22 protein-coding genes and 1 tRNA gene are annotated in these 22,699 nt (G+C 59.2%); 21 read left to right on the top strand and 2 right to left on the bottom strand.

Translation table 11 applies throughout. From position 1 onward, the window contains the following. Positions 1-15 precede the first annotated feature (15 nt). From H6A20_RS11085 to H6A20_RS11055, 7 genes are all read left to right on the top strand, one after another. Positions 16-675, top strand: a complete 660-nt coding sequence (locus tag H6A20_RS11085) for a YkgJ family cysteine cluster protein (protein WP_204907188.1) — start codon at positions 16-18, stop codon at positions 673-675. Further along, on the top strand, positions 672-1,763 hold the full coding sequence (locus H6A20_RS11080; protein ID WP_204907187.1) for a DUF3878 family protein: 1,092 nt from the start codon (positions 672-674) through the stop codon (positions 1,761-1,763). The genes H6A20_RS11085 and H6A20_RS11080 overlap by 4 nt, the downstream gene beginning before the upstream one ends. Before the next feature lie 21 nt (positions 1,764-1,784). Next, positions 1,785-2,420, top strand: a complete 636-nt coding sequence (locus tag H6A20_RS11075) for an endonuclease III domain-containing protein (protein ID WP_204907186.1) — start codon at positions 1,785-1,787, stop codon at positions 2,418-2,420. A gap of 88 nt (positions 2,421-2,508) precedes the next feature. Further along, complete coding sequence (locus tag H6A20_RS11070) at positions 2,509-4,800, top strand: adenosylcobalamin-dependent ribonucleoside-diphosphate reductase (RefSeq protein ID WP_204907185.1); 2,292 nt, start codon at positions 2,509-2,511, stop codon at positions 4,798-4,800. 15 nt (positions 4,801-4,815) lie between these two features. Then, on the top strand, positions 4,816-4,989 hold the full coding sequence (locus H6A20_RS11065) for a hypothetical protein (protein ID WP_204907184.1): 174 nt from the start codon (positions 4,816-4,818) through the stop codon (positions 4,987-4,989). Continuing rightward, positions 4,970-6,802: an NAD(P)-binding protein gene (locus H6A20_RS11060; RefSeq protein WP_204907183.1), complete on the top strand. Its 1,833-nt coding sequence runs from the start codon at positions 4,970-4,972 to the stop codon at positions 6,800-6,802. Before H6A20_RS11065 ends, H6A20_RS11060 begins: the two co-directional genes overlap by 20 nt. Further along, positions 6,796-8,520: a [FeFe] hydrogenase, group A gene (locus tag H6A20_RS11055; protein ID WP_204907182.1), complete on the top strand. Its 1,725-nt coding sequence runs from the start codon at positions 6,796-6,798 to the stop codon at positions 8,518-8,520. The genes H6A20_RS11060 and H6A20_RS11055 overlap by 7 nt, the downstream gene beginning before the upstream one ends. A gap of 188 nt (positions 8,521-8,708) precedes the next feature. On the opposite strand, the gene H6A20_RS11050 is transcribed toward H6A20_RS11055, so the two are convergent. Then, a tRNA-Leu gene (locus tag H6A20_RS11050) sits at positions 8,709-8,791 on the bottom strand. A gap of 169 nt (positions 8,792-8,960) precedes the next feature. On the opposite strand from H6A20_RS11050, the gene sdaAB reads away from it, so the two are divergent. Together sdaAB and sdaAA are read left to right on the top strand one after the other, a co-directional pair. Beyond that, complete coding sequence (gene sdaAB, locus H6A20_RS11045; RefSeq protein WP_204907181.1) at positions 8,961-9,632, top strand: L-serine ammonia-lyase, iron-sulfur-dependent subunit beta; 672 nt, start codon at positions 8,961-8,963, stop codon at positions 9,630-9,632. Positions 9,633-9,654: 22 nt separating this feature from the next. Further along, entirely contained in the window at positions 9,655-10,530 is an 876-nt protein-coding gene (gene sdaAA, locus H6A20_RS11040; protein ID WP_204907180.1) for an L-serine ammonia-lyase, iron-sulfur-dependent, subunit alpha, read from the top strand. 93 nt (positions 10,531-10,623) lie between these two features. On the opposite strand, the gene H6A20_RS11035 is transcribed toward sdaAA, so the two are convergent. Continuing rightward, on the bottom strand, positions 10,624-11,469 hold the full coding sequence (locus H6A20_RS11035; RefSeq protein WP_204907179.1) for a DUF368 domain-containing protein: 846 nt from the start codon (positions 11,467-11,469) through the stop codon (positions 10,624-10,626). A gap of 252 nt (positions 11,470-11,721) precedes the next feature. On the opposite strand from H6A20_RS11035, the gene H6A20_RS11030 reads away from it, so the two are divergent. From H6A20_RS11030 to H6A20_RS10975, 12 genes are all read left to right on the top strand, one after another. Continuing rightward, positions 11,722-12,687: a beta-ketoacyl-ACP synthase 3 gene (locus H6A20_RS11030; RefSeq protein ID WP_204907178.1), complete on the top strand. Its 966-nt coding sequence runs from the start codon at positions 11,722-11,724 to the stop codon at positions 12,685-12,687. A 77-nt stretch (positions 12,688-12,764) separates the two neighbouring features. Continuing rightward, the gene (gene acpP, locus H6A20_RS11025) at positions 12,765-12,989 is read left to right on the top strand and encodes an acyl carrier protein (protein WP_204907177.1); all 225 of its coding nucleotides are present in this window, start codon (positions 12,765-12,767) and stop codon (positions 12,987-12,989) included. Between the two features lie 51 nt (positions 12,990-13,040). Further along, positions 13,041-13,979, top strand: coding sequence for an enoyl-[acyl-carrier-protein] reductase FabK (fabK, locus tag H6A20_RS11020; protein ID WP_204907176.1), 939 nt, complete (start codon positions 13,041-13,043; stop codon positions 13,977-13,979). Next, the gene (fabD, locus tag H6A20_RS11015) at positions 13,972-14,904 is read left to right on the top strand and encodes an ACP S-malonyltransferase (RefSeq protein WP_204907175.1); all 933 of its coding nucleotides are present in this window, start codon (positions 13,972-13,974) and stop codon (positions 14,902-14,904) included. The genes fabK and fabD overlap by 8 nt, the downstream gene beginning before the upstream one ends. 51 nt (positions 14,905-14,955) lie before the next feature. Then, positions 14,956-15,696 carry a 3-oxoacyl-[acyl-carrier-protein] reductase gene (gene fabG, locus H6A20_RS11010; RefSeq protein WP_204907174.1) on the top strand — a complete coding sequence of 247 codons (741 nt, stop codon included), beginning with the start codon at positions 14,956-14,958 and terminating at the stop codon, positions 15,694-15,696. Beyond that, positions 15,696-16,934 (top strand): beta-ketoacyl-ACP synthase II, encoded by a 1,239-nt coding sequence (gene fabF, locus H6A20_RS11005; protein ID WP_204907205.1) that lies wholly within the window; start codon positions 15,696-15,698, stop codon positions 16,932-16,934. The genes fabG and fabF overlap by 1 nt, the downstream gene beginning before the upstream one ends. A gap of 16 nt (positions 16,935-16,950) precedes the next feature. Further along, on the top strand, positions 16,951-17,424 hold the full coding sequence (gene accB / locus H6A20_RS11000) for an acetyl-CoA carboxylase biotin carboxyl carrier protein (RefSeq protein ID WP_204907173.1): 474 nt from the start codon (positions 16,951-16,953) through the stop codon (positions 17,422-17,424). Between the two features lie 15 nt (positions 17,425-17,439). Then, complete coding sequence (gene fabZ, locus H6A20_RS10995) at positions 17,440-17,868, top strand: 3-hydroxyacyl-ACP dehydratase FabZ (RefSeq protein WP_204907172.1); 429 nt, start codon at positions 17,440-17,442, stop codon at positions 17,866-17,868. A gap of 24 nt (positions 17,869-17,892) precedes the next feature. Then, positions 17,893-19,254, top strand: coding sequence for an acetyl-CoA carboxylase biotin carboxylase subunit (locus H6A20_RS10990; protein WP_204907171.1), 1,362 nt, complete (start codon positions 17,893-17,895; stop codon positions 19,252-19,254). Between the two features lie 18 nt (positions 19,255-19,272). Next, a complete protein-coding gene (locus H6A20_RS10985) occupies positions 19,273-20,967 on the top strand; it encodes an acetyl-CoA carboxylase carboxyltransferase subunit alpha (RefSeq protein WP_338106689.1) in 1,695 nt (564 codons plus the stop codon). A gap of 9 nt (positions 20,968-20,976) precedes the next feature. Continuing rightward, positions 20,977-22,086 (top strand): NAD(P)H-dependent flavin oxidoreductase, encoded by a 1,110-nt coding sequence (locus H6A20_RS10980; protein ID WP_204907169.1) that lies wholly within the window; start codon positions 20,977-20,979, stop codon positions 22,084-22,086. Positions 22,087-22,111: 25 nt separating this feature from the next. Continuing rightward, the gene (locus H6A20_RS10975) at positions 22,112-22,573 is read left to right on the top strand and encodes a MarR family winged helix-turn-helix transcriptional regulator (protein WP_204907168.1); all 462 of its coding nucleotides are present in this window, start codon (positions 22,112-22,114) and stop codon (positions 22,571-22,573) included. Positions 22,574-22,699: the final 126 nt, after the last annotated feature.

Here is a 22,699-nt window from a genome sequence, read left to right as displayed (position 1 = left end):
CGGGAGGATAAGTGGATGAGGAGACAAGTAAGTCTGGAGGAGATCTCCGACGGAAAGCTTTACACAGCGCAGGATCTGGTGAAGGCGGACTGCCGCGGCTGCGAAGGCTGCAGCGCGTGCTGCCGGGGTATGGGGCAGTCTGTCCTTTTGGATCCGCTGGACGTCCGGATGCTGGAGCGCGGGACCGGGAAGGATTTCGCCGGCCTTCTGGCGGCTCACATCGAGCTTTGCGTGGCGGACGGGATCGTGCTGCCATGCCTTAAGATGGCGGGAGATGAGGAAGCCTGCACATTCCTGGACGGAGAGGGCCGCTGCAGCGTCCACGCCTTCCGCCCCGGGATCTGCCGTCTGTTCCCGCTGGGCCGGTACTATGAGGAGAGCGGCTTTCGCTACTTCCTGCAGACCCGCGAGTGCCCGAAGAAGGACCGGAGCAAGATCCGTGTCCGGAAGTGGCTGGACATCCCGGATCTGGAGATCTACGAGGAGTACATCCTGACATGGCACCGGTTCCTGCAGGTCTGCGAGAGGGAATCAAAAGACCTGGACGGGGACAGCCTGCGCATCCTGCAGACCTATCTGCTGCGCACATTTTACGAAACGCCCTGGCTCGGGGAAGATTTTTACAGTGAATTCTACGCCCGCCTGGCACAGGTAAAGGAGAGACTGGGATTATGATCGAGAGATTTGAGGAACTGCGGGAAGCCCTGCCGGGCCTGCAGCGGGAGATGCCGGACAGCTACGGCAGACTGGCGGAGGTCTTCCGGCTTCACGTATTTGAACTGTATCCGGGCGAGGAGCGGGGCAGGAAGCGGGACTACTATATTCCCTACATGATGAACGATGCCCTGGAATGCTACCTTGTGCTCCGGGATGCCTGGATGACGGGGGATTACCTGGATCTGGATCCCGGGGCGTACCCCATCCAGGGGCAGTTGGCCTGGAAGGATGACCGCGCGGCCCTCATCGTGAAGCAGGGAAGAGAGAACGTATTTACCATCTGGTTCGCGGAACTGGCGGAAGTCTTCCAGTGCTACCAGTACCACCGGATCGGCCATTTCTGGGTGGAGGGGCAGGAGCAGTGGCGCCAGCTCGTCTACATGGTGGGGACGGTCTACGAGAAATACCAGTACCTGGGAGACGCGGCCTGCAGCGAGGCGGAGAAGGCGTTCCTGCGCCTGATCGAATTCGCCCCCTTCCGGTACTGGTCGCCCATACATGAGCCGCTGGACGACCGCTATCCCTCCACCCGGGAGGGCGCGCTGTGCATGCGGGAACTGGCGCTGGAAGCAGGGGATAAGCGCTACGCGCGGCTGGCCGGCCTCTACGGGCGCTTCCCCGTTGGCTTCCTGAAAAAGAAGCTGGCGCGCAGGCTGTGCGATCCCGGCAGGCAGACGCTCTACGAGCTGCTCTATGAGAAGATCCGCCGTGCGTCCCTGGCCTACCCGAAGCGGGTCTACGGCGAACCTCTGGACGGACAGATCCTGCGGGAAAGAAAACAGGTGCACCACAGACTGCACGGGGCGGGCTTCGAGGGGAAATATCCGGTGTACACAAGAGGCACGGTGCAGGTCGTGGCAGCGGAGGAGCACCCCTTCACCACCATGGAGGCGGAGGACTTTACATTCCGCATCCGTTTCCTTGTGTCCCGGTGCAGGAAGGAAAAAGAGATGGGCCGCTGCTGCGGGTTCTTCAGCGGCAGAGGCAGGCAGGGCCGGGTCGCGGAGGATCTGGACCTGCTGCTTGCGGAACTGGAAGAGGAATAACAGAAGAAAAGGAGAAGACAGATGACAAAGAAGCAGAGAGCCCTGGAGGTGATCGCAAGACTGAAGGAGGAGTACCCGGACGCCGGCTGTACCCTGGACTACGACCAGGCGTGGAAGCTCCTTGTGAGCGTGCGGCTGGCCGCCCAGTGCACGGACGAGAGGGTCAACAGGATCGTGGAAGTGCTGTATGAGAAATATCCCACGGTAGACGCCCTGGCGGATGCGGACGTGGCGGACATCGAGGAGATCGTGCGCCCCTGCGGCCTGGGGAAAAGCAAGGCCCGGGATATCAGCGCCTGCATGAAGATCCTGAAGGAAGAGTACGGCGGGAACGTGCCGGACGACTTTGACGCGCTTTTAAAACTTCCGGGCGTGGGCCGGAAGAGCGCCAACCTGATCATGGGCGATGTGTTCGGCAAGCCGGCCATCGTGACGGATACCCACTGCATCCGGCTCGTCAACCGCATCGGTCTGGTGGACGGGATCAAGGAGCCGAAGAAGGTGGAGATGGCGCTCTGGAAGATCATCCCGCCGGAGGAGGGGAGCGACCTGTGCCACAGGCTGGTGTACCACGGGCGCGACGTGTGCACGGCGCGGACAAAGCCCTACTGCGACCGGTGCTGCCTGGCGGATGTGTGTAAGAAGGCCGGCGTATAAATGTACAGATAATGTATAATGTGCACTTGAAAAACACATCATATAGTGGTATAGTGATATCTGCCATCAAACAAAAAGGAGAACGGATATGACAGTAGAAGAATGGCTGGGCGAAGAGAATCAGCTCGGCACAGACATATGGACAAAGAAATACTGTAATGAAGGAGAGTCATTTGACGAGTGGGTGGGCCGCATCAGCGGCGGCAATGAGGAGATCGCCCGCTACATCCGCGAGAAGAAATTCCTCTTCGGCGGCCGGATCCTTTCCAACCGGGGACTGGACAAGGAAGGCCGCAAGGTGACTTACTCCAACTGCTATGTGGTGGATCCGCCGGAGGACAACATTGAGAGCATCTTTGAGTGCGCCAAGAAGCTGGCCCGCACGTACAGCTACGGCGGCGGCTGCGGGGTGGACATCTCCCGCCTCAGCCCAAGGGGGGCGCGCATCAACAACGCGGCCAAGGAGACGAGCGGATCCGTGTCCTTCATGGAGCTCTACTCCCTTGTGACGGCGCTGATCGGCCAGAACGGACGGCGCGGCGCGCTGATGATCTCCATTGACTGCTCCCACCCGGATGTGGAGGAGTTCATCGACCTGAAGACAGATCTGGAGAAGGTGACAAAGGCCAACATCTCCGTGCGCATCCATGAGGATTTCATGGAGGCAGTGAAGAAGAACGAGGACTATACGCTCCACTATACCCGCGAGGCGACCGGGCAGAAGATCGAGAAGGTGGTCAACGCCAGGGAACTGTTCCACAAGATCGCAGAGACCAACTGGGACTATGCGGAGCCGGGCGCCCTGTTCTGGGACCGCATCGAGGGCTGGAACCTTCTGAGCAACACGAAAGAATTCTCCTATGCGGGCGTGAACCCCTGCGCGGAGGAGCCCCTTCCGGCGGGCGGTAGCTGCCTTCTTGGAAGCATCAACCTGTCCGCCTTCGTGAACGACCCCTTCACAGATCACGCGCAGTTTGACTTCGAGGGACTGAAGCACTGCGTGGAAGTGTCCGTGAACGCCCTGAACGAGGTGCTGGAGGAGGGACTTCCCCTCCATCCGCTGGAAGAGCAGCAGGAGAGCGTCTCCAAATGGCGCCAGATCGGCCTTGGCATCATGGGACTTGCAGACTGCCTCATCAAGCTGGGCCTTGCCTACGGCGAGGAGGAGGCAGTGGAGATGTGCGACAAGATCGGATTCGCCATGGCGGATTCTGCCATCGCCGCCTCCGCCAAGCTGGCGAAGGAGAAGGGAGCCTACCCGGCCTGCAACATCGAGGAAGTGATGGAGACGCCCTACTTCCTGGCCAACACGACAGAGAAGACGCGGGAGCTGGTGAAAAAGTACGGCATCCGCAACTCCCAGCTTCTGACTATCGCCCCCACAGGCACACTGTCCACCATGCTGGGCATCTCCGGCGGCATTGAGCCTGTGTACGCCAACTACTATGAAAGAAAGACCGAGTCCCTCCACGGGACGGACGTCTACTATAAAGTGTACACGAAGATCGTGGAGGCTTACATGAAGCTCTTCGGCCTGAAGAGCGACGCGGAACTCCCGGACTACTTCGTGACAGCCATGACGCTGGACTACCGGCAGAGGATCGACATGCAGTCCATCTGGCAGAAGCACATCGACGCGTCCATCAGTTCCACGGTGAACGTGCCCAACGGCTTCACGGTGGAGGAGACGGAAGGCCTTTACATGTACGCCTACGAGAAGGGCCTCAAAGGGATCACCATCTTCCGGGACGGCTGCAAGCGCATCGGCATCCTCAACACGGACATGAAGAAGGAGAAGAAGGAAGTCACGGCAGGCGAGGGCCTGAAGCGGGGCGAGATCCTTCTTGTGACGGACGACGTGGTCGGCAAGAAGCGCAAGCTGGTGACGGGCTGCGGAAGCCTCCACTGTATCGCCCTGTTCGACCCGAATACAGGCGCGCTCCTGGAGACCTATCTGAGCAAGGGTTCCACCGGCGGCTGCAACAACTTCATGGTCGGCCTGTCCCGTATGATCTCCATCAGCGCCCGCGGCGGCATCAGCATCGAGACCATTGTGGACCAGCTCAATTCCAGCGGCTCCTGCCCGTCCTACACGGCAAGGCGCGTGACGAGAAAGGATACAAGCAAAGGGGCATGCTGCCCCATGGCTGTGGGCAACGCCCTCCTGGATATGTACAATGAGATGCAGGCAGAGCTGGAAGCGAAGAAGGACAGCGAGGCGGAGCAGCCGGTGAAGAAGGTCAAGAAGGTGCCAAAGCCGAAGGCAGTGACCTCCGAGCCCGACAAGGACAAGACATACTGCCCGGAGTGCGGCGAACCCCTCGTCTTTGAGGAGGGCTGCAATATTTGCAAGAGCTGCGGATGGAGCAAGTGCCATTAATAGCAGGAAGAATATATGAATAAAGGAAGAGTTCCGAAGATCCAGGGATCAGAGGAACTCTTCTTCTCGTTAAAAAAACTACTTCTCGGAAAACTAGTTACTTCTCGCGGCACAAATGGTATAATAGACAAAATACTGTGGGAAAAAATGCGAGAGGAGAAAAGAGAACATGAGCAGATTAGAGATTAAAACTCCCGACAGAGCGAAGATCGTGATGGAAGGTCTCTACAAGGATCTGGAGAGACGGATCGAGTCCAGTCCTCCGGGCTTATGTCCTGTAGACATGGCGCGGGCCTTCCTGGAACTGTGCCATGCCCAGACATGCGGCAAATGCGTGCCCTGCAGGATCGGACTTGGGCAACTGAACCATTTCATCAAGGACGTGCTGGACGGGAAAGCGACGATGGAGACGCTGGACTATATGGAGGAGACAGCGCTCGCCATTATGGAGTCAGCGGACTGCGCCATCGGATATGAGGCTGCGAACATGGTCTACAAGGGACTGATCGGATACCGCGACGACTATATCGAGCACATCGAACACGGAAGATGTACATGCAGCTACAACCAGCCTGTGCCCTGTGTGGCCTTATGTCCTGCCCACGTGGACATCCCCGGCTACATAGCGCTTGTGGGCGAAGGGAGATACGCGGACGCCATCCGGCTCATCCGCAAGGACAACCCCTTCCCGACCACCTGCGGTTTTATCTGCGAGCATCCCTGTGAGGCGAGATGCCGCCGGAACATGGTGGACGACTCCATCAATATCCGCGGCCTGAAGCGGATGGCGGCCGACTATGCGGGCGAGGTGGACCCGCCGGCATGCGCGCCCTCCACGGGCAAGAAGATCGCCGTGCTTGGCGGCGGCCCGGGCGGCCTGAGCGCGGCCTACTACCTGCAGCTTATGGGACACCAGACCGTTGTGTACGAGATGCTGCCGAAGCTGGGCGGTATGCTGCGGTACGGCATCCCCAACTACCGCCTGCCAAAGGAGCGGCTGGACGACGACATCAACTGCATCCTGAAGACAGGCGTGCAGGTGAAGTACGGGCTGAAGATCGGCCAGGACATCACCATCCAGGAGCTTCGGAAGGAGTACGACGCGGTGCTGATCACCATCGGCGCCAGCACGGACAAGAAGCTGGGCCTGGAGGGGGAGAACGCGGACGGCGTATACTCTGCGGTCCAGTTCCTGCGCAATGTGGGCAAGAATATCATCATGGACCTGACCGGTAAGGAAGTAGCGGTCATCGGCGGCGGCAACGTGTCCATGGACGCGGTGCGCACAGCGAAGCGCCTGGGCGCGAAGAAAGTCAGCATCGTATACCGCCGGCGCACGGCGGACATGACGGCGCTTCCCCAGGAGATCGAGGGAGCTGTTGCGGAGGGCATCGAGCTTCGCACACTCAAGGCGCCCGCCGGCATTGATGTGGATGAGAACAACCACGTGCGCGGCATCTACGTGACGCCCCAGATGGTCAGCGCCATCAAGGACGGCAGGGCAAGCATCCGCCCCACCGGGGAGGAGGATATCTACATCCCCTGCGACGTGCTGATCGTAGCCATCGGACAGAACATTGAGACCCGCCATTTTGAGGAGGCGGGCATCCCGGTTGAGAGAGGCAAGATCGTGACCAAGAGCACGGGTACCTTTGAAAATATGCCGGGCGTATTTGCGGGCGGCGACTGCGCGAGCGGACCTGCGTCCGTGATCACGGCCATCGCGGCGGCCAAAGTAGTGGCGGCCAACATTGACGAGTACCTGGGATATCACCATGAGATATCCTGTGACGTAGACATCCCGGAGCCGAACCTCTCAGACCGCTCGCCCTGCGGAAGAGTCAACCTGACAGAGCGCGAGGCCTGCCTGCGCGTGCAGGACTTCGAGGGAGTGGAGAACTGCATGACGGAGAAGGAGGCGAAGCAGGAGGCCGGAAGATGCCTTCGCTGCGATCATTTCGGATACGGAATATTCAAAGGAGGGCGTGAGAGAATATGGTAAATCTGACAATTGACGGAAGAAAGATTTCCGTGGAAGAGAATACGACGATCATGGAAGCCGCCAGACAGAACGGGATCCCGATCCCCAGCCTGTGCTACCTGAAGGGGATCAACGAGATCGCGGCCTGCCGTGTCTGCGTGGTGGAGCTGGAGGGCAAGAACCGGCTCATCACATCCTGCAACAATGTGGCGGAGGAGGGTATGGTCATCTACACCAACAGCCCGAAGGTGAGAAAGGACAGGCACATCAATGTGGAACTGCTCCTCTCCCAGCACGACTGCCAGTGCGTGACCTGCGCCCGCAGCGGCAACTGCAGCCTGCAGAGCATTGCCAACGACCTGAACATCATTGACATCCCCTTTGAGAAGCAGGTGGAGCACAAGCCCTGGAACAAGAACTTCCCGCTGATCCGCGATTCAGCCAAGTGCATCAAGTGCATGCGCTGCGTCGCCATCTGCGACAAGGTGCAGGGGCTGTCCGTGTGGGATGCGGAAGGGACCGGCTCCCGCTCCAATGTCAATGTATCCAAGCGCATGACCATCGAGAACGCGCCCTGCGCCCTGTGCGGCCAGTGCATCACACACTGTCCGGTGGGCGCGCTGCGCGAGCGGGATGACACGGAGAAGGTATGGGATGCCATCGAAGACGGGACGAAGACGGTGGTCGTGCAGGTGGCGCCTGCTGTCCGCACCGCCTGGGGCGAGCAGCTCGGCATGAAGGCCGAGGAGGCAACCATCGGCAAGATCCTGGATGCGATGAAGCGGATGGGAGCGGACTACGTATTTGACACCGTGTTCTCTGCGGACCTCACCATCATGGAGGAGGCCAATGAGTTCGTGCACCGGTTCACATCCGGCGAGCTGAAGGGGAACCCCATGTTCACCTCCTGCTGTCCCGGCTGGATCCGGTTCATCAAATCCCAGTTTCCCCACAGGGTGAAGTACCTGTCCACGGCCAAATCCCCGCAGCAGATGTTCGGCGCGGTGATGAAGACCTACTTTGCGGAGAAGATCGGAAAGAAGCCGGAGGATATCTTTACCGTGTCCGTGATGCCCTGCGTGGCCAAGAAGGCGGAGCGGGAGATGGAGCTGTTCTATGAGGAGTATGCGGGACATGACATAGATGCGGTCATCACCACAAGAGAGCTGGTGAAGATGATGCGCGCCGCGCACATCAGCCCGGAGACTCTGGAGGACAGGGAGAGCGATTCCCCCATGCACGCGGGAACCGGCGCGGGCGTTATCTTCGGCGCCACCGGCGGCGTGATGGAGGCGGCCCTGCGTACAGCCTACGCCATCATCACCGGCGAGAATCCGGAGGCGGATGCCTTCAAGGCAGTGCGCAGCAGCGGCTTTAACGCCAATGACGGCGTGCAGGAGGCAGAACTTGAGATCAACGGCATCAAGGTGCGCACCGCTGTGGTGAGCGGACTTGGCAATACGAGAAGGCTCCTGGAAAAACTGGACAGGGGCGAGGTGCAGTACGACTTTGTGGAAGTCATGGCCTGTCCCGGCGGCTGCGTGGGCGGCGGCGGACAGCCCATCCACGACGGGGAGGAGCTGGCGTTTGAGAGAGGAAAGCAGCTCTACCGTCTGGACCGCGACTACGAGATCCGCTTCTCCCATGAGAACCAGGATGTCCTGCAGCTCTATGAAGAGTATATGGAGAAGCCCAATTCCCACAAGGCGCATATGCTGCTGCATACACAGCACGAGTAGGGTTTTAAATCGTATGAGTTAAATCAGGCGCAGATTTATTTCGGCGCCTGATTTATTTTTAGCCTTTGTTTTTTGTAGGTTTGTCCCTAAAAAGGTAATCAAAGGTAATCAAATTTTACCGGCGTAAAGACAACAAAAAAAGAACGGAAACCCTTGTAATATCAAGGATTTCCGCTCTTCACAACCAATGCGGAGAAAGGGACTTGAACCCTCACAGGATTGCTCCCACTAGAACCTGAATCTAGCGCGTCTGCCATTCCGCCATCTCCGCTCGACAAAAAGTATATTATCATATCCCTGGGTAAATTGCAAACACTTTTTGTGAAAATTAAAAAATTTTTCTGCGGCGGCCGCAGGACGGCTATGGTATAATAGAGGAAGATGTAAAACATGCTGTGTCGTGACAAAAAAGAATAAAGAGAAAGGAAAGGTATAGCAGTATGGCAAGTATTTTTGACATTTTGGGGCCTGTCATGGTAGGACCTTCCAGTTCCCACACGGCAGGGGCAGACCGGATCGGGCTGATCGGCAGACAGCTTTTGGGGAAACAGCCGAAGAAAGCCACGATCTATCTGCACGGATCCTTTGCCGCTACGGGCGAGGGGCATGGCACGGACCGGGCCATCGTGGCCGGGCTTCTGGGGATGAAGCCGGACGATATGAGGATCCCGGACAGCTTCCGCATCGCGAAGGAGGAAGGGCTTGACTTTACGATCCAGCACAAGGAGATCCGGGGCGCTCATCCGAACACGGCGGAGATGATCCTGGAGGCCGACGGGACGGACAAGCTGGATATCCAGGCCTGTTCCATCGGCGGCGGCCGGATCGTGGTCACCAAGCTGGACGGCATTGATGTGAATTTTAACGCGGAGAGCAACACGCTGATCGTACACAATCAGGATCAGCCCGGGCATGTGGCCCAGGTGGCGAACATCCTGAGCCAGAAGAAGATCAACATCGCGACCATGCAGCTCTTCCGGGACAAGCGGGGCGGCAGCGCAGTCATGGTCATCGAGATCGACCAGGTGATCCCGGACAGCGCCACATCCTGGCTGGCGAGCCTGGAGGGCATCATCAAAGTGACGTTCCTCAATGTGAACGCCGCGGTGTAGGGAAAGGGGGAGCATAAGGACTATGTCATATCGTTCAATAGAAGAGATCAAAGCAAGATGCGAGAAGGACGGCATCCCCTTCTGGAAAGCGGTTCAGGTTGAGGACTGCACAGAGAGGGACGTGCCGGAGGAGGCGTCCTGGAATGAGATGACCCGCATGTGGCGGATCATGCTGGAGAATGTGGAGGCCTATGAGCCGGACCGCATATCCAGGAGCGGGCTTGTGGGCCGCGAGGGAGGCCTGATGGAGGAGTACCAGAAGAAGGGGGATACGATCTGCGGGGACTTCATGGCGAAGGTCATGACCGTGGCCCTGAAGATGGGCTGCAACAATGCCTGCATGAAACGTATCCTTGCCGCGCCGACGGCGGGGGCCTGTGGGGTGCTGCCGGCGGTGCTCATCCCCTATTTTATGGAGCATGAGGTGCCGGAGGAGACGATGGTGGAGGCCATGTATGTAGCTGCCGGCGTGGGACAGGTGATCGCCAACCGCGCGTTCCTGGCCGGCGCATCGGGCGGCTGTCAGGCGGAGATCGGCTCCGGCTCGGCGATGGCTGCAGCAGCCATCTGCCATGTGTGCGGGGCGGACGTGGACACCATGGGACACGCGGCCGCCATGGCGCTCAAGAACCTGATGGGTCTTGTGTGCGACCCGGTGGCAGGCCTGGTGGAAGTCCCCTGCGTGAAACGGAACGTGGGCGGCGCGGTCAACGCGCTTGCAGCGGCTGATATGGCCCTGGCGGGCATTGTGAGCCAGATCCCGGTGGATCAGGTCATCGACGCTATGCGGGAAGTGGGCGACAAGATGGATGTGACCCTGCGCGAGACGGGCGCAGGCGGCGTGGCTGCCAGCCTGAAGGGCATGGAAGTGGCCGAGCGCATGATCCAGACAGACTAGACGGGACCGGGATGGTCCCGGCGGACATAAGAGAAAGAGGACGTCCCCCAGGTCATGAAATGACCTGGGGGACGTCCTCTCTTCATTCTACTGCTATTCCACTTCCACGCTGCTGTTGAACTTGTCGAGCGCCAGGGCGATCACGATGCCAGCGGCCAGGCAGATGAGATTTACGACGGCGGAGCCGGGGCTTGTGAAGCCGGACACGGGAATGATCATAACGGTTGCCGCGATGACGATCCCGATGATGCCGTGAAAGGCAATGGAGTAGTAGTTGTCAAAGAGGGCGTTGACGGCCTTCGCAAGAAGGATGACGGTGACCAGCGCCCCGATGCCGGCGGGAACGAGGATCGACATATCCAGGTGGCCGATGCCGTCCACGAACGGCGTGTACAGGCCCAGGGGCATCAGCAGGGTGGAGAAGCTCATGCCCGGCGCGATGATGCTGAGAGCCAGGCAGAACCCGCAGAACAGGTACCAGACAAAGTTCGGCGTCACCTCGTAGGAGGCCATATCCAGACCGATGAGCAGGGCGAAGATCACACACATGCAAAGGATCAGTGAGATCCAGGAGCCCTTTGTGCGGCCCTGTTCGCCCGCCTCCCGGAAGAGGGAGGGCAGCATGCCGCCGATGAGGCCGATGAAAAGGCAGACCGACGGGTCCGGGTATGTGTTCAGGAAGAAGGCCAGGATGTTGGCGACGCCCAGGAAGCCGATGGCTCCGCCGATAAAGACGGGGATCAGCTTTGGAACATGCGTCCGGAAGTGCCTGGCGGGGTGCGACAGAAGCTCCATGATTGGCTTGTAGATGCCGAAGATGACACTGAGCACGCCCCCGGAGATGCCGGGCAGCACCGCGCCCAGGCCGATCAGCGCGCCCTGGACCACGCGGAGAAGAAGCCGGGCCGGATTTATGGATGCAGATTCGCTTTTATTCATATTTCTACAGCTTCCTTTCCATTCAGTATTCATCTACTTATACTATGTTTTCCGCTGTATTTCAATAGAGAAACTCATGAAAAAATATATGCGGATCCGCTGTTTTTTGATGACAATGCACAGATGGGACGACCGGACAAATTTTAGGAGAAAACAGCTTGACAGGAATGGAGGGCTGTTATATACTTTGAGAGTCAAAATATTTCAGACTAAAAATATTTGAAGATAGAAAAGAAACGAGGAAGCAAGAACATGACCGGAGTGATATGCGGTACAGGATCCAGTATCCCTGTACATACAATGGATAACAACGATATTGCGAAGCTGGTTGAGACGAGCGATGAGTGGATCCGGGAGCGGACCGGCGTGGTGCGGCGCCATATCATAGAGGAAGAGACGACTGTCTCCATGGCGGCCGATGCGGCCAGGAAGGCGCTTGCGGACAGCGGCACGGCGCCGGAGGACGTGGACCTGATCCTTGTGTCCACCATCTCCTCCAACGTGATCCTGCCCTGTGCGGCCTGCGAGGTGCAGCGCCAGATCGGCGCGGTGAACGCCACCTGTTACGACATGAGCGCGGCCTGCACCGGGTTTGTGTTCGGCTACTGCGCGGCGCTCGCCTACCTGTCATGCGGCATGTACCGCACCATTCTGGTCATCGGAAGCGAGAGCCTCTCCAACCTGACCAACTGGAAGGACCGGGGCACCTGCATCCTCTTTGGAGACGGGGCCGGCGCTGCGGTAGTGAAGGCTGAGGAAGGGACGTTCTACCAGCCGGTGACCCACTCTGCGGGAAGCCTCGGGGACGCCCTGACCTGCACAAGCCGCCACGCCAGAAATGCGGCGCAGCTCCCGGAAGAGGAGCTGTACATGCAGATGGACGGCCGCGGCGTGTTCCAGTTCGCCGTGCGCAGGGTGCCGGAGGTGATCGGGGAAGTGCTGGAGAAGAACCAGGTCCCCATCGGCGATATCGACTGGTTCGTCCTGCACCAGGCGAACAGGAGGATCGTGGAGGCGGTGGCCAAAAGGCTGAAGGCCCCGCTGGAGAAATTCCCCATGAACCTGCAGGAGTATGGCAATACGTCCTCGGCGAGCATCCCCATCCTGCTGGATGAGATGAGGCGGGACGGCAGGCTTAAGGCAGGGCAGAAGATCGTCATTGCCGGGTTTGGAGCCGGCCTCTCATGGGGCGCCGCCATCCTGGACTGGACAAAGTAAGCATGCAGCGCCGCCAGGGGCGGCGATGGCATAGATCAATCAAAAAAGAATGAAAAGAAGAAAAGGAGAAACAGACAATGCTGGAAAAGATCAAAGAAATGGTAGCAGATTCATTAGGAGTAGACGCTTGTGAGATCACAGAGGCGACTTCCTTCAAAGAGGACCTCGGCGCAGATTCCCTCGACCTGTTTGAGCTTGTCATGGCGCTTGAGGAAGAGTACGGTGTGGAGATCCCCACAGAGGATCTGGAGAAGATCGCCACAGTAGGCGACGTGATCTCCTACATCGAGTCCCACAAATAAGAAAAACCGTACACAAAAAGCAGGAATGAAAAGAAAAAAGAGGTTGTCAATATGAAAACAGAAGTAACAGAATTACTTGGAATTGAATACCCGATCATCCAGGGCGGTATGGCCTGGGTCGCTGAATATCACTTGGCAGCCGGCGTATCAAATGCCGGTGGGCTTGGGCTGATAGGGGCAGCAAGCGCTCCGGCAGACTGGGTACGCGAACAGATCAAAGAAGCAAGAAAACTGACAGACAAGCCTTTCGGCGTCAACATCATGCTCATGAGCCCCCACGCGGACGACGTCGCGAAGGTGATCGTGGAGGAAGGCGTGAAGGTGGTCACCACCGGAGCCGGAAGCCCGGAGAAGTACATGAAGATGTGGAAGGAAGCAGGCGTGAAGGTCATCCCTGTCGTTGCTTCCGTTGCCCTTGCAAAGCGCATGGAGCGCTGCGGCGCGGACGCGCTCGTGGCTGAGGGGACAGAGGCCGGCGGACACATCGGTGAGAACACAACGATGGTGCTCGTTCCCCAGGTTGTGGACGCTGTCAGCATTCCGGTCATCGCCGCAGGCGGCATCGCCGACGGCAGAGGGATCGCGGCTGCGTTCATGCTGGGCGCAAAGGGCGTGCAGATGGGAACCCACTTTGTTGTCACAGACGAGTCCCAGGTACATGAGAACTATAAGGAGCGCATCCTCAAGGCAAAGGATATCGATTCCCGCGTGACAGGGCGCACCACCGGCCATCCGGTGCGGGCTCTCCGGAACGATATGACGAAGAAATATCTGGAGCTGGAGAACAAGGGGGCAAGCTTCGAGGAGCTGGAGCTCCTGACGCTCGGCGGCCTGCGCAAAGCGGTCGTGGAAGGCGATGTGAAGAACGGAAGCGTCATGGCAGGACAGATTGCAGGTATGGTAAAGGACAGACTGTCCTGTAAGCAGCTCATCGACAGACTGGTGAGCGAGACAGACTCACTGATCAAAGGAGCGGGCTTTTATGAGTAGGATTGCATTTATTTATCCGGGCCAGGGCGCGCAGAAATGCGGCATGGGCCAGGATTTCTATGAGAACAGCGCGTCGGCCAGAGCGGTGTACGACATGGCTGCGGAAGCGCTGAGAGATGAGATGGACATAGACGTGAGAGACCTGTGCTTTCACGAGAATGATAAACTGGACCTGACGGAATACACGCAGGCGGCCCTTGTGACCACGTGTCTGGCCATGACTCGGCCCCTTGTGGAAGCGGGCGTCCGCCCGGATGTGACAGCGGGCTTAAGCCTTGGCGAGTACTGCGCCATCGCGGCGGCCGGCGGCATGAAGGAGGAGGATGCGGTCCGTCTGGTGAGAAAGAGAGGGCTCCTCATGCAGAACACAGTGCCTGCGGGAGAGGGAGCCATGTGCGCCGTCATGGGTATGACGGGCGGGGAGATCGAGAACGTGATCCGGGATGTGGAGGGCGTATCGGTCGCCAACTACAACTGCCCGGGGCAGATCGTCATCACCGGCGCGGCCGGGGCTGTGGAGGCCGCCTCCGAAAAGCTGAAAGAGGCGGGGGCGAAGCGGACGGTCATGCTGAATGTCAGCGGCCCGTTCCACTCCCCCATGCTGAAGAAAGCGGGGGAGGAACTTGCGCAGGTGCTGGAGGGTGTGGAGCTTTCCCCGCTGGCAGTACCCTACGTGACGAACGTAACTGCGCAGCAGGTGACAGACATCGGGCAGACAAAGGCCCTTCTCGCGGAGCAGGTAAGCTCCTCCGTGCGCTGGCAGCAGAGCATGGAGAACCTGATCGCGGAGGGCGTGGACACCTTCGTGGAGATCGGGCCGGGCAGGACGCTGGCCGGCTTCATGCGCAAGATCAGCCGGGACGTGACCGTGTATAATGTGGGGGCGTGGGCAGATGTGGAGAAGGTTGCGCAGGCCCTGAAATAGAAGAAAAGAAAGAAGGAGGCAGGGGCGTGATGCGGGCGCCCTGTAGGAATCATGTTAGAGGGAAAGATTGCAGTAGTGACAGGAGCGTCCCGGGGGATCGGAAGAGCGATCGCCCTGGAGCTTGCGTCCCGGGGCGCCTTTGTGGTGATCAACTACAACGGCTCAAAGGACCGGGCGGAAGAAGTAAAGTCTCAGATCGAGGCAGCCGGCGGGAAGGCGCAGACATACCAGTGCGATGTGTCTGATTTCGAGACATGCCAGGCCTTCATCCAGGATGTGATAAAGGAGCACGGGCGGATCGATATCCTCGTGAACAATGCGGGGATCACAAGGGACGGGCTCCTGATGAAAATGTCCGAGGAGGATTTTGACCGGGTGATCGAGACGAACCTGAAGGGAACGTTTCACACGATCCGCTTTGCGTCCCGGCAGATGCTCAGGCAGCGGAGCGGACGCATCATCAATATGTCCTCTGTTGTGGGCATTGCCGGCAATCCCGGCCAGGCCAACTACGCGGCATCCAAGGCGGGCGTCATCGGCCTGACAAAGGCGGTGGCCCGCGAGCTTGCATCCAGGGGGATCACGGTGAACGCCATCGCGCCCGGCTTTATCGAGACGGAGATGACGGCTGTGCTTCCGGACGCGGTGAAAGAGGCCTCTGTGGCGCAGATCCCGCTGGGACATTTCGGAAAGCCGGAGGACATCGCGAAGACAGCAGCGTTCCTTGCGTCCGACGACGCGGGCTATATTACAGGACAAGTGATCCAGGTAGACGGAGGTATGGCAATATGATGAAGAGACGAGTGGTTGTAACGGGACTGGGAGCAGTCACCCCCATCGGAAACACGGCGCCCGAATTCTGGGCAGGCGTGCGGGAAGGGAAGGTGGGCATCGGCCCCATCACAAAATTTGACACGACAGAGTATAAAGTGAAGATCGCCGCGGAAGTCAAAGATTTTGTGGCGAAAGACCGCATGGATTTCAAGGCTGCCCGGAGAATGGAAGCGTTCTCCCAGTATGCGGTGGCAGCGGCCAGGGAGGCCTGCGAGGACGCCGGCCTTGACATTGAGAAGGAGGATCCCTTCCGCGCAGGTGTGATCATCGGCTCCGGCATCGGCAGCCTGCAGCAGGTTGAATCCAGCTATGAGAAGATAAAGAGCAAGGGACCCGGCAAGGTCAATCCGCTGATGGTGCCGCTCATGATCTCCAACATGGCGGCGGGCAATGTGTCCATCCAGCTTGGCTTCCGGGGCAAATGCACCAATGTGGTGACGGCCTGCGCCACAGGCACCCACTGCATCGGAGACGCGTTCCGGACGATCCAGTACGGCGACGCCGATATCATGCTGGCGGGCGGCACGGAGAGTGCCATCTGTCCCACAGGCGTGGCGGGATTCACAGCGCTGACCGCGCTGTCCGCCAACCCGGATCCGGCCACGGCTTCCCGCCCGTTTGACAAGGACCGGGACGGCTTTGTCATGGGCGAGGGCGCAGGCGTGGTCGTCCTGGAAGAACTGGAGCATGCGAAGGCGCGCGGCGCGAAGATCTACGCGGAAGTCGTGGGCTACGGCGCCACGGGAGACGCCTACCACATCACTTCCCCGGCGGAGGACGGTGCCGGCGCGGCCAAAGCCATGGAGCTAGCCATGGAGGAGGCCGGGGTTGCACCTGCCCAGGTGGAGTACATCAACGCTCACGGCACAAGCACGCACCACAACGACCTCTTTGAGACGCGGGCCATCAAGCGGGCCTTCGGCGAGGCGGCGAAGGATGTGGTCATCAACTCTACGAAATCCATGATCGGCCACCTTCTCGGAGCAGCCGGCGGCGTTGAGTTCATCGTCCTTGTGAAATCTGTGGAGGAAGGATTTATCCACCAGACGATGGGAACGGCAGAGGCGGACGGGGAGTGCGACCTGAACTATGCTATCGGCGCGCCCGTGGAGAAGGAGATCCGGTATGGCATGACCAACTCCCTGGGCTTTGGCGGACACAATGCCACCCTGCTGGTCAGAAAATATGAAGAGTAAGAAAGGTGCATATGTCATGGAATTTGAGAATCTGTTAAAGCTGATCCAGGCAGTCTCCGACTCAGAGCTGACCGGACTGAAATATGAGGAAAAAGGTGTGAAGCTGCACCTGACAAAGGAAAAGGAAACGATCGTCACAGCGCTGCAGACAGCGGAAGGTGCAGCCGCCTGTGCGGCAGCCCGGACCGCTCCTGCACAGGAGCCGGCGCAGGGCGGCGCGGAACCGGCAGAAGACGCAGCTGCGGCCGCACCTGCAGGCAAGATCGTGAAATCCCCCCTGGTGGGCACTTTCTATGCGGCGCCGGCCGAGGACGCAGATCCCTATGTGGCTGTGGGCGACACCGTGAAGAAGGGCCAGGTACTTGCCATTGTAGAGGCCATGAAGCTGATGAATGAGATTGAGAGCGACTATGACGGAACAGTGGAGGAGGTCTTTGTGGAGAACGGCCAGGCCGTGGAGTACGGGCAGCCTCTGTTCCGCCTTTCCTAGAAAGGAGAAGGTAGTATGAACCATTTGGATATCAATCAGATCAAGGAGATCATCCCCCACAGACATCCCTTCCTCCTGGTGGATTACATCGAGGATTACGAGCCGGGACAGTATGCGGTGGGATACAAGTGCGTCACATACCGGGAGGATTTCTTCCGGGGACATTTTCCCCAGGAGCCGGTGATGCCCGGCGTGCTGACTGTGGAGGCGCTGGCCCAGGTCGGGGCGGTCGCCATCCTGAGCAGGGAGGAAAACAAGGGAAAGATCGCCTACTTCGGCGGCATCAACAAGTGCAAGTTCAAAGGAAAGATCGTGCCGGGCGACAAGGTGCGGCTGGAGACGAAGATCATCAAGGCCAAAGGCCCCATGGGCATCGGCGAAGCAGTGGCCAGCGTGGACGGCAAGGTGGTTGTCAGCGCGGAGCTGACCTTTATGGTCGGGTAGGCCGGACAGGAGGATTGGATAGAAATGAGTCAGATTAAGAAAGTACTGATCGCCAACCGGGGCGAGATCGCGGTCCGGATCATACGGGCCTGCCGGGAGATGGGCATTGAGACAGTGGCCGTCTACTCTGAGGCGGACCGGGAAGCGCTCCACACGCAGCTCGCGGACGAGGCAATCTGCATCGGGCCTGCGGCTTCCGCGGAGAGCTACCTGAGCATGGACCGGATCATCAGCGCCACCATCATTTCCGGCGCGGACGCCATCCACCCCGGGTTCGGATTTCTGTCCGAGAACAGCAAGTTCGCAGAGCTCTGTGAACAGTGCCACATCACCTTCATCGGACCGGGTTCGGACGTGATCGCCAGACTCGGCAATAAGCAGGAGGCGAGAAATACCATGATGGCTGCCGGCGTCCCGGTGATCCCGGGCAGCAAAGAGCCGGTCTACGACGCGCAGGAGGGCGCGAAGATCGCGGCCGAGATCGGCTATCCGGTCATCGTCAAGGCGGCCCTCGGCGGCGGCGGCAAGGGGATGCGCGTGGCCCAGACGCCGGAGGAGTTTGAGAACAGTTTCCGGACAGCCCAGAAGGAGACGCAGATGGCGTTCGGGGATAACACTATGTACATCGAGCACTTCGTACAGCACCCGCGCCACATCGAGTTCCAGATCCTGGCGGACAGCCACGGCCATGTGATCCATCTGGGGGAGAGGGACTGCTCCATCCAGAGGAACCACCAGAAGATGATCGAGGAATCCCCCTGCGAAGCCATCTCGGACGAACTCAGGAACCGCATGGGCGAGGCGGCCGTGCGGGCGGCGAAAGCGGCGGGTTACATGAATGCGGGGACCATTGAGTTCCTGCTGGAGAAGAGCGGGAACTTTTACTTCATGGAGATGAACACAAGGATCCAGGTGGAGCATCCGGTGACCGAGTGGGTGACCGGCATCGACCTCATCAAGGAGCAGATCCGCATTGCGGCAGGAAGGGAGCTTTCCTACCGTCAGGAGGATGTGAAGCTGACCGGCCATGCCATCGAGTGCAGGATCAACGCGGAAAATCCGGCCAGGGGGTTCCGTCCCTCGCCCGGCACCATCACAGACATGTATCTGCCGGGGGGCAAGGGGATCCGCATCGACTCCGCCATCTACAGCGGCTACACGATCCCGCCCTACTATGATTCCATGATCGCCAAGCTCATCGTCTGGGCGAAGAACAGGGACGAGGCCATCCGCAAGATGCAAAGCGCCCTGGGGGAGGTCATCATCGAGGGCATTGACACAAACGTGGATTACCAGTATGAGATACTGAGCGATCCGGATTTTATCGCGGGAAACACGGACATTGAGTTTATCGGGACCTTTGAGAAGGCCAGGAGAGAAGCGTAAAAAATGAAATTAGAAAATATGTTTAAAAAGACAGCGGCCCTGTCTTCGAGAAAAGGATACATTTCCCTGCGGGACAGGCGGCCTGAAGTGCCCGAAGGGCTGCTGCGAAAGTGCAATAAATGCGGCGCTGCCATCATTGCGGAGGATGTGAAGAAGGGGTACTATATCTGCCCGAAGTGCGGCGGGTATTTCCGGGTCCACGCATACCGCCGCATTGAGATGGTCGCGGACGAGGGAACATTTGAAGAGTGGGATCACGATCTGGCGGGCGAAAACCCCATGGACTACAGGGGTTATCCGGAGAAGCTGCATGCTGTGCAGGAGAAGACCCGTCTGAAGGAAGCTGTTGTGACGGGGAAGGCGAAGATCCACGGCATGGAGACTGTACTGGGCGTCTGCGACGGCCGTTTCCTCATGTCCAGCATGGGCTGGGCGGTAGGCGAGAAGATCACAAGGGCTGTGGAGCGCGCCACGCAGGAGAAACTGCCGGTCATCCTGTTCGCCTGTTCCGGCGGAGCCAGGATGCAGGAAGGGATCACCTCTCTTATGCAGATGGCGAAGACGTCCGCTGCGCTCAAACGGCACAGCGACGCAGGGCTTCTCTATATTTCCGTGCTTACGGACCCTACCACCGGCGGCGTGACGGCAAGCTTTGCCATGCTGGGGGACATCATCCTGGCGGAGCCGAAGGCGCTCATCGGATTTGCGGGCCCGAGGGTCATCGAGCAGACTATCGGGCAGAAGCTGCCCAAAGGATTTCAGAGAGCGGAGTTCCTTCTGGAGCACGGCTTCCTTGACCGGATCGTAGAGCGGGAGGAGATGAAGACAGTCCTTGCCGAGATCCTGAAGATGCATCAGAAAGGGAGCGCGCCTGCCGGCGGGATTTCTGCCGGAGAGGAACGGCAGGAGACGGTTAAGGACGAAGAGGGCGGGCTCTCCGCATGGGATCGGGTGCAGATCTCCCGCATGAAGGACCGGCCGGTTGCCTCTGACTATATTGGAAGTCTGTTCACTGATTTCATGGAGTTCCACGGGGACCGGTACTATGCGGATGACAGGGCCATCATCGGCGGCATCGCCAGATTCCGCGGCCGGCCTGTGACCGTGATCGCCCAGGCCAAGGGGACGACCACAAAAGAGAACATCGAGCGAAACTTCGGTATGCCTTCTCCCGACGGATACCGGAAGGCGCTGCGTCTTATGAAGCAGGCAGAGAAGTTTGGCCGCCCGGTCATCTGCTTTGTGGATACGCCGGGAGCTTTCTGCGGCCTGGAGGCCGAGGAGAGAGGACAGGGCGAGGCCATTGCGCGGAATATCTGTGAGATGTCCGGCCTGAAAGTGCCGGTCCTCTCCGTCATCATCGGGGAGGGCGGCAGCGGCGGCGCTCTGGCGATGGCCACGGCGGACGAGGTGTGGATGCTGGAGAATTCCATCTACTCCATCCTCTCGCCGGAAGGCTTTGCCAGCATCCTGTGGAAGGACAGCTCCAGGGCCAGGGAGGCGGCGGGCGTCATGAAGCTGACGGCCCGGGATCTGTGCAGGGCCGGGATCGTCGAGAAGGTCATTCCTGAGCCGGAACATTATACGGTGCTTACTCTTGGGGAGGTGACCGCGCCCCTTGCGGATGCGATGGAGCGGTTCCTGGAGACTTACAGCGCCATGGAGACCGGAGAACGGACACAGAGGCGGTATGAGCGGTTCCGCCGGATGTAGGAGAAAGTGATGGAAAGAGAACCTTTGAAGATCGGGGCGAAAGAGGCCCGGCTGCCGCTCATCCAGGGCGGCATGGGCGTTGGCATCAGCCTGGGCGGCCTGGCCGGCGCTGTGGCAAAGGAAGGCGGCGCAGGGATCATCTCCACTGCCCAGATCGGCTACCGGGAGCCGGATTTTGACCGGGATCCCCTGGCGGCGAACCTGCGGGCTGTAAAGAAAGAGTTTGACCGGGCGCGGGCCCTCTCCCCTGACGGCGTCATTGGATTTAACATCATGGTCGCGTCCAGAGAGTATGAGGCGTATGTGAAAGCCGCGGTGCAGGCCGGGGCCGACCTCATCATCTCCGGGGCAGGGCTCCCCATGGAGCTGCCCCGGATCGCCGGGGAGGCGGCAAGGGAAGCCGGCAGGGCAGATGCGCCGGCTCTTGCGCCGATCGTATCTACCGGAAAGGCGGCCCGTGTGGTCCTCAGATACTGGGACAGAAAGTTCGGGCGTATGCCGGAGCTTATCGTGGCAGAGGGACCGCTGGCCGGCGGGCATCTGGGCTTTGACAGGGAACAGCTTGAGAGATATACGAAGGAGAGCGGCCGGGGGGACGCCTGCGTTTCGGAGAGTTATGAGGAAGAGATCCGGGAAATCCTTGACACAGTCCGCTCTTATGAGGGAAAATATGGACAGAAGATTGCCGTAGCCCTGGCTGGCGGCATTGACAGCAGGGAGGCCGCGGACCGCGCGTTTGCCCTGGGGGCGGACGCCGTGCAGGTGGCCAGCTGTCTTGTCCCAACCCTGGAGTGCGATGCGGATATCCGCTATAAGGAGGCCTATATCCGGGCAGGAAAGGACGATATTGTGATCGTGAAAAGCCCGGTTGGCATGCCGGGACGGGCGATCCGCAACCGGTTCATGGAGCGGGTCATGGCCGGGGAGAAGATCCCCCACAGCCCATGCCACCGCTGCCTGCAAAACTGCGATCCGGCGGCGATCCCCTACTGCATCACAGACGCACTTGTGCACGCGGCAAAGGGAGAGGTGGACGACGCGCTTCTCTTCTGTGGGGCAAACGCCTGGAAGGCAGACCGGATCCGGACGGTCCGGGACGTGATCCGGTCGATCCTGTAAAACGATTTCAGAGAGGAAAATGTTCATGGAGGACGCATACAGAGCCATCAATGATATCCTTGTCAATCTGTTCCACGAGATCTGGGAGCTGGAGGAGAAGGCGATCATCACAGAGGAATTCAAGGATCTGACGAACAACGACATGCACGTCATTGAGGCCGTCGGTCCGGGCGAGGGAAACAATATGTCCGCCATCGCCAAAAAGCTGAATATCACGGTTGGATCGCTTACGACCGCCATGAACAGCCTTGTCAACAAGGGCTACGTGGAGAGACACCGCAGCGAGAGGGACCGGCGGGTCGTCTTTGTGAGACTGACAGGGAAAGGCGTCAAAGCCTACCGGCACCATGAGGACTATCACCGGCAGATGACCGGAGCCATCCTCGATAAACTCTCCGAGGACGAGATCCCGGTGCTTGTGAAGACGCTGGACGGTCTGGCGGAATTCTTCCGTGGATACAGCGGAAAACAGGACGGCAGGAAATGATATAAGATGAGTGTAAAAGAGCCTGTGAAGAAAAGTCTGTAAATAGGATTCTTCTATGATAAGAACGGGTGAAAGGCTTGAAAAATAAGCTTTTCACCCTTGTTTTATATATACCATCCGTTTGAT

This window comes from Mordavella massiliensis, assembly GCF_016901695.1.
GTDB lineage: Bacteria > Bacillota > Clostridia > Lachnospirales > Lachnospiraceae > Claveliimonas > Claveliimonas massiliensis_A.
This window is presented reverse-complemented; position numbering and strand designations above follow the sequence as displayed.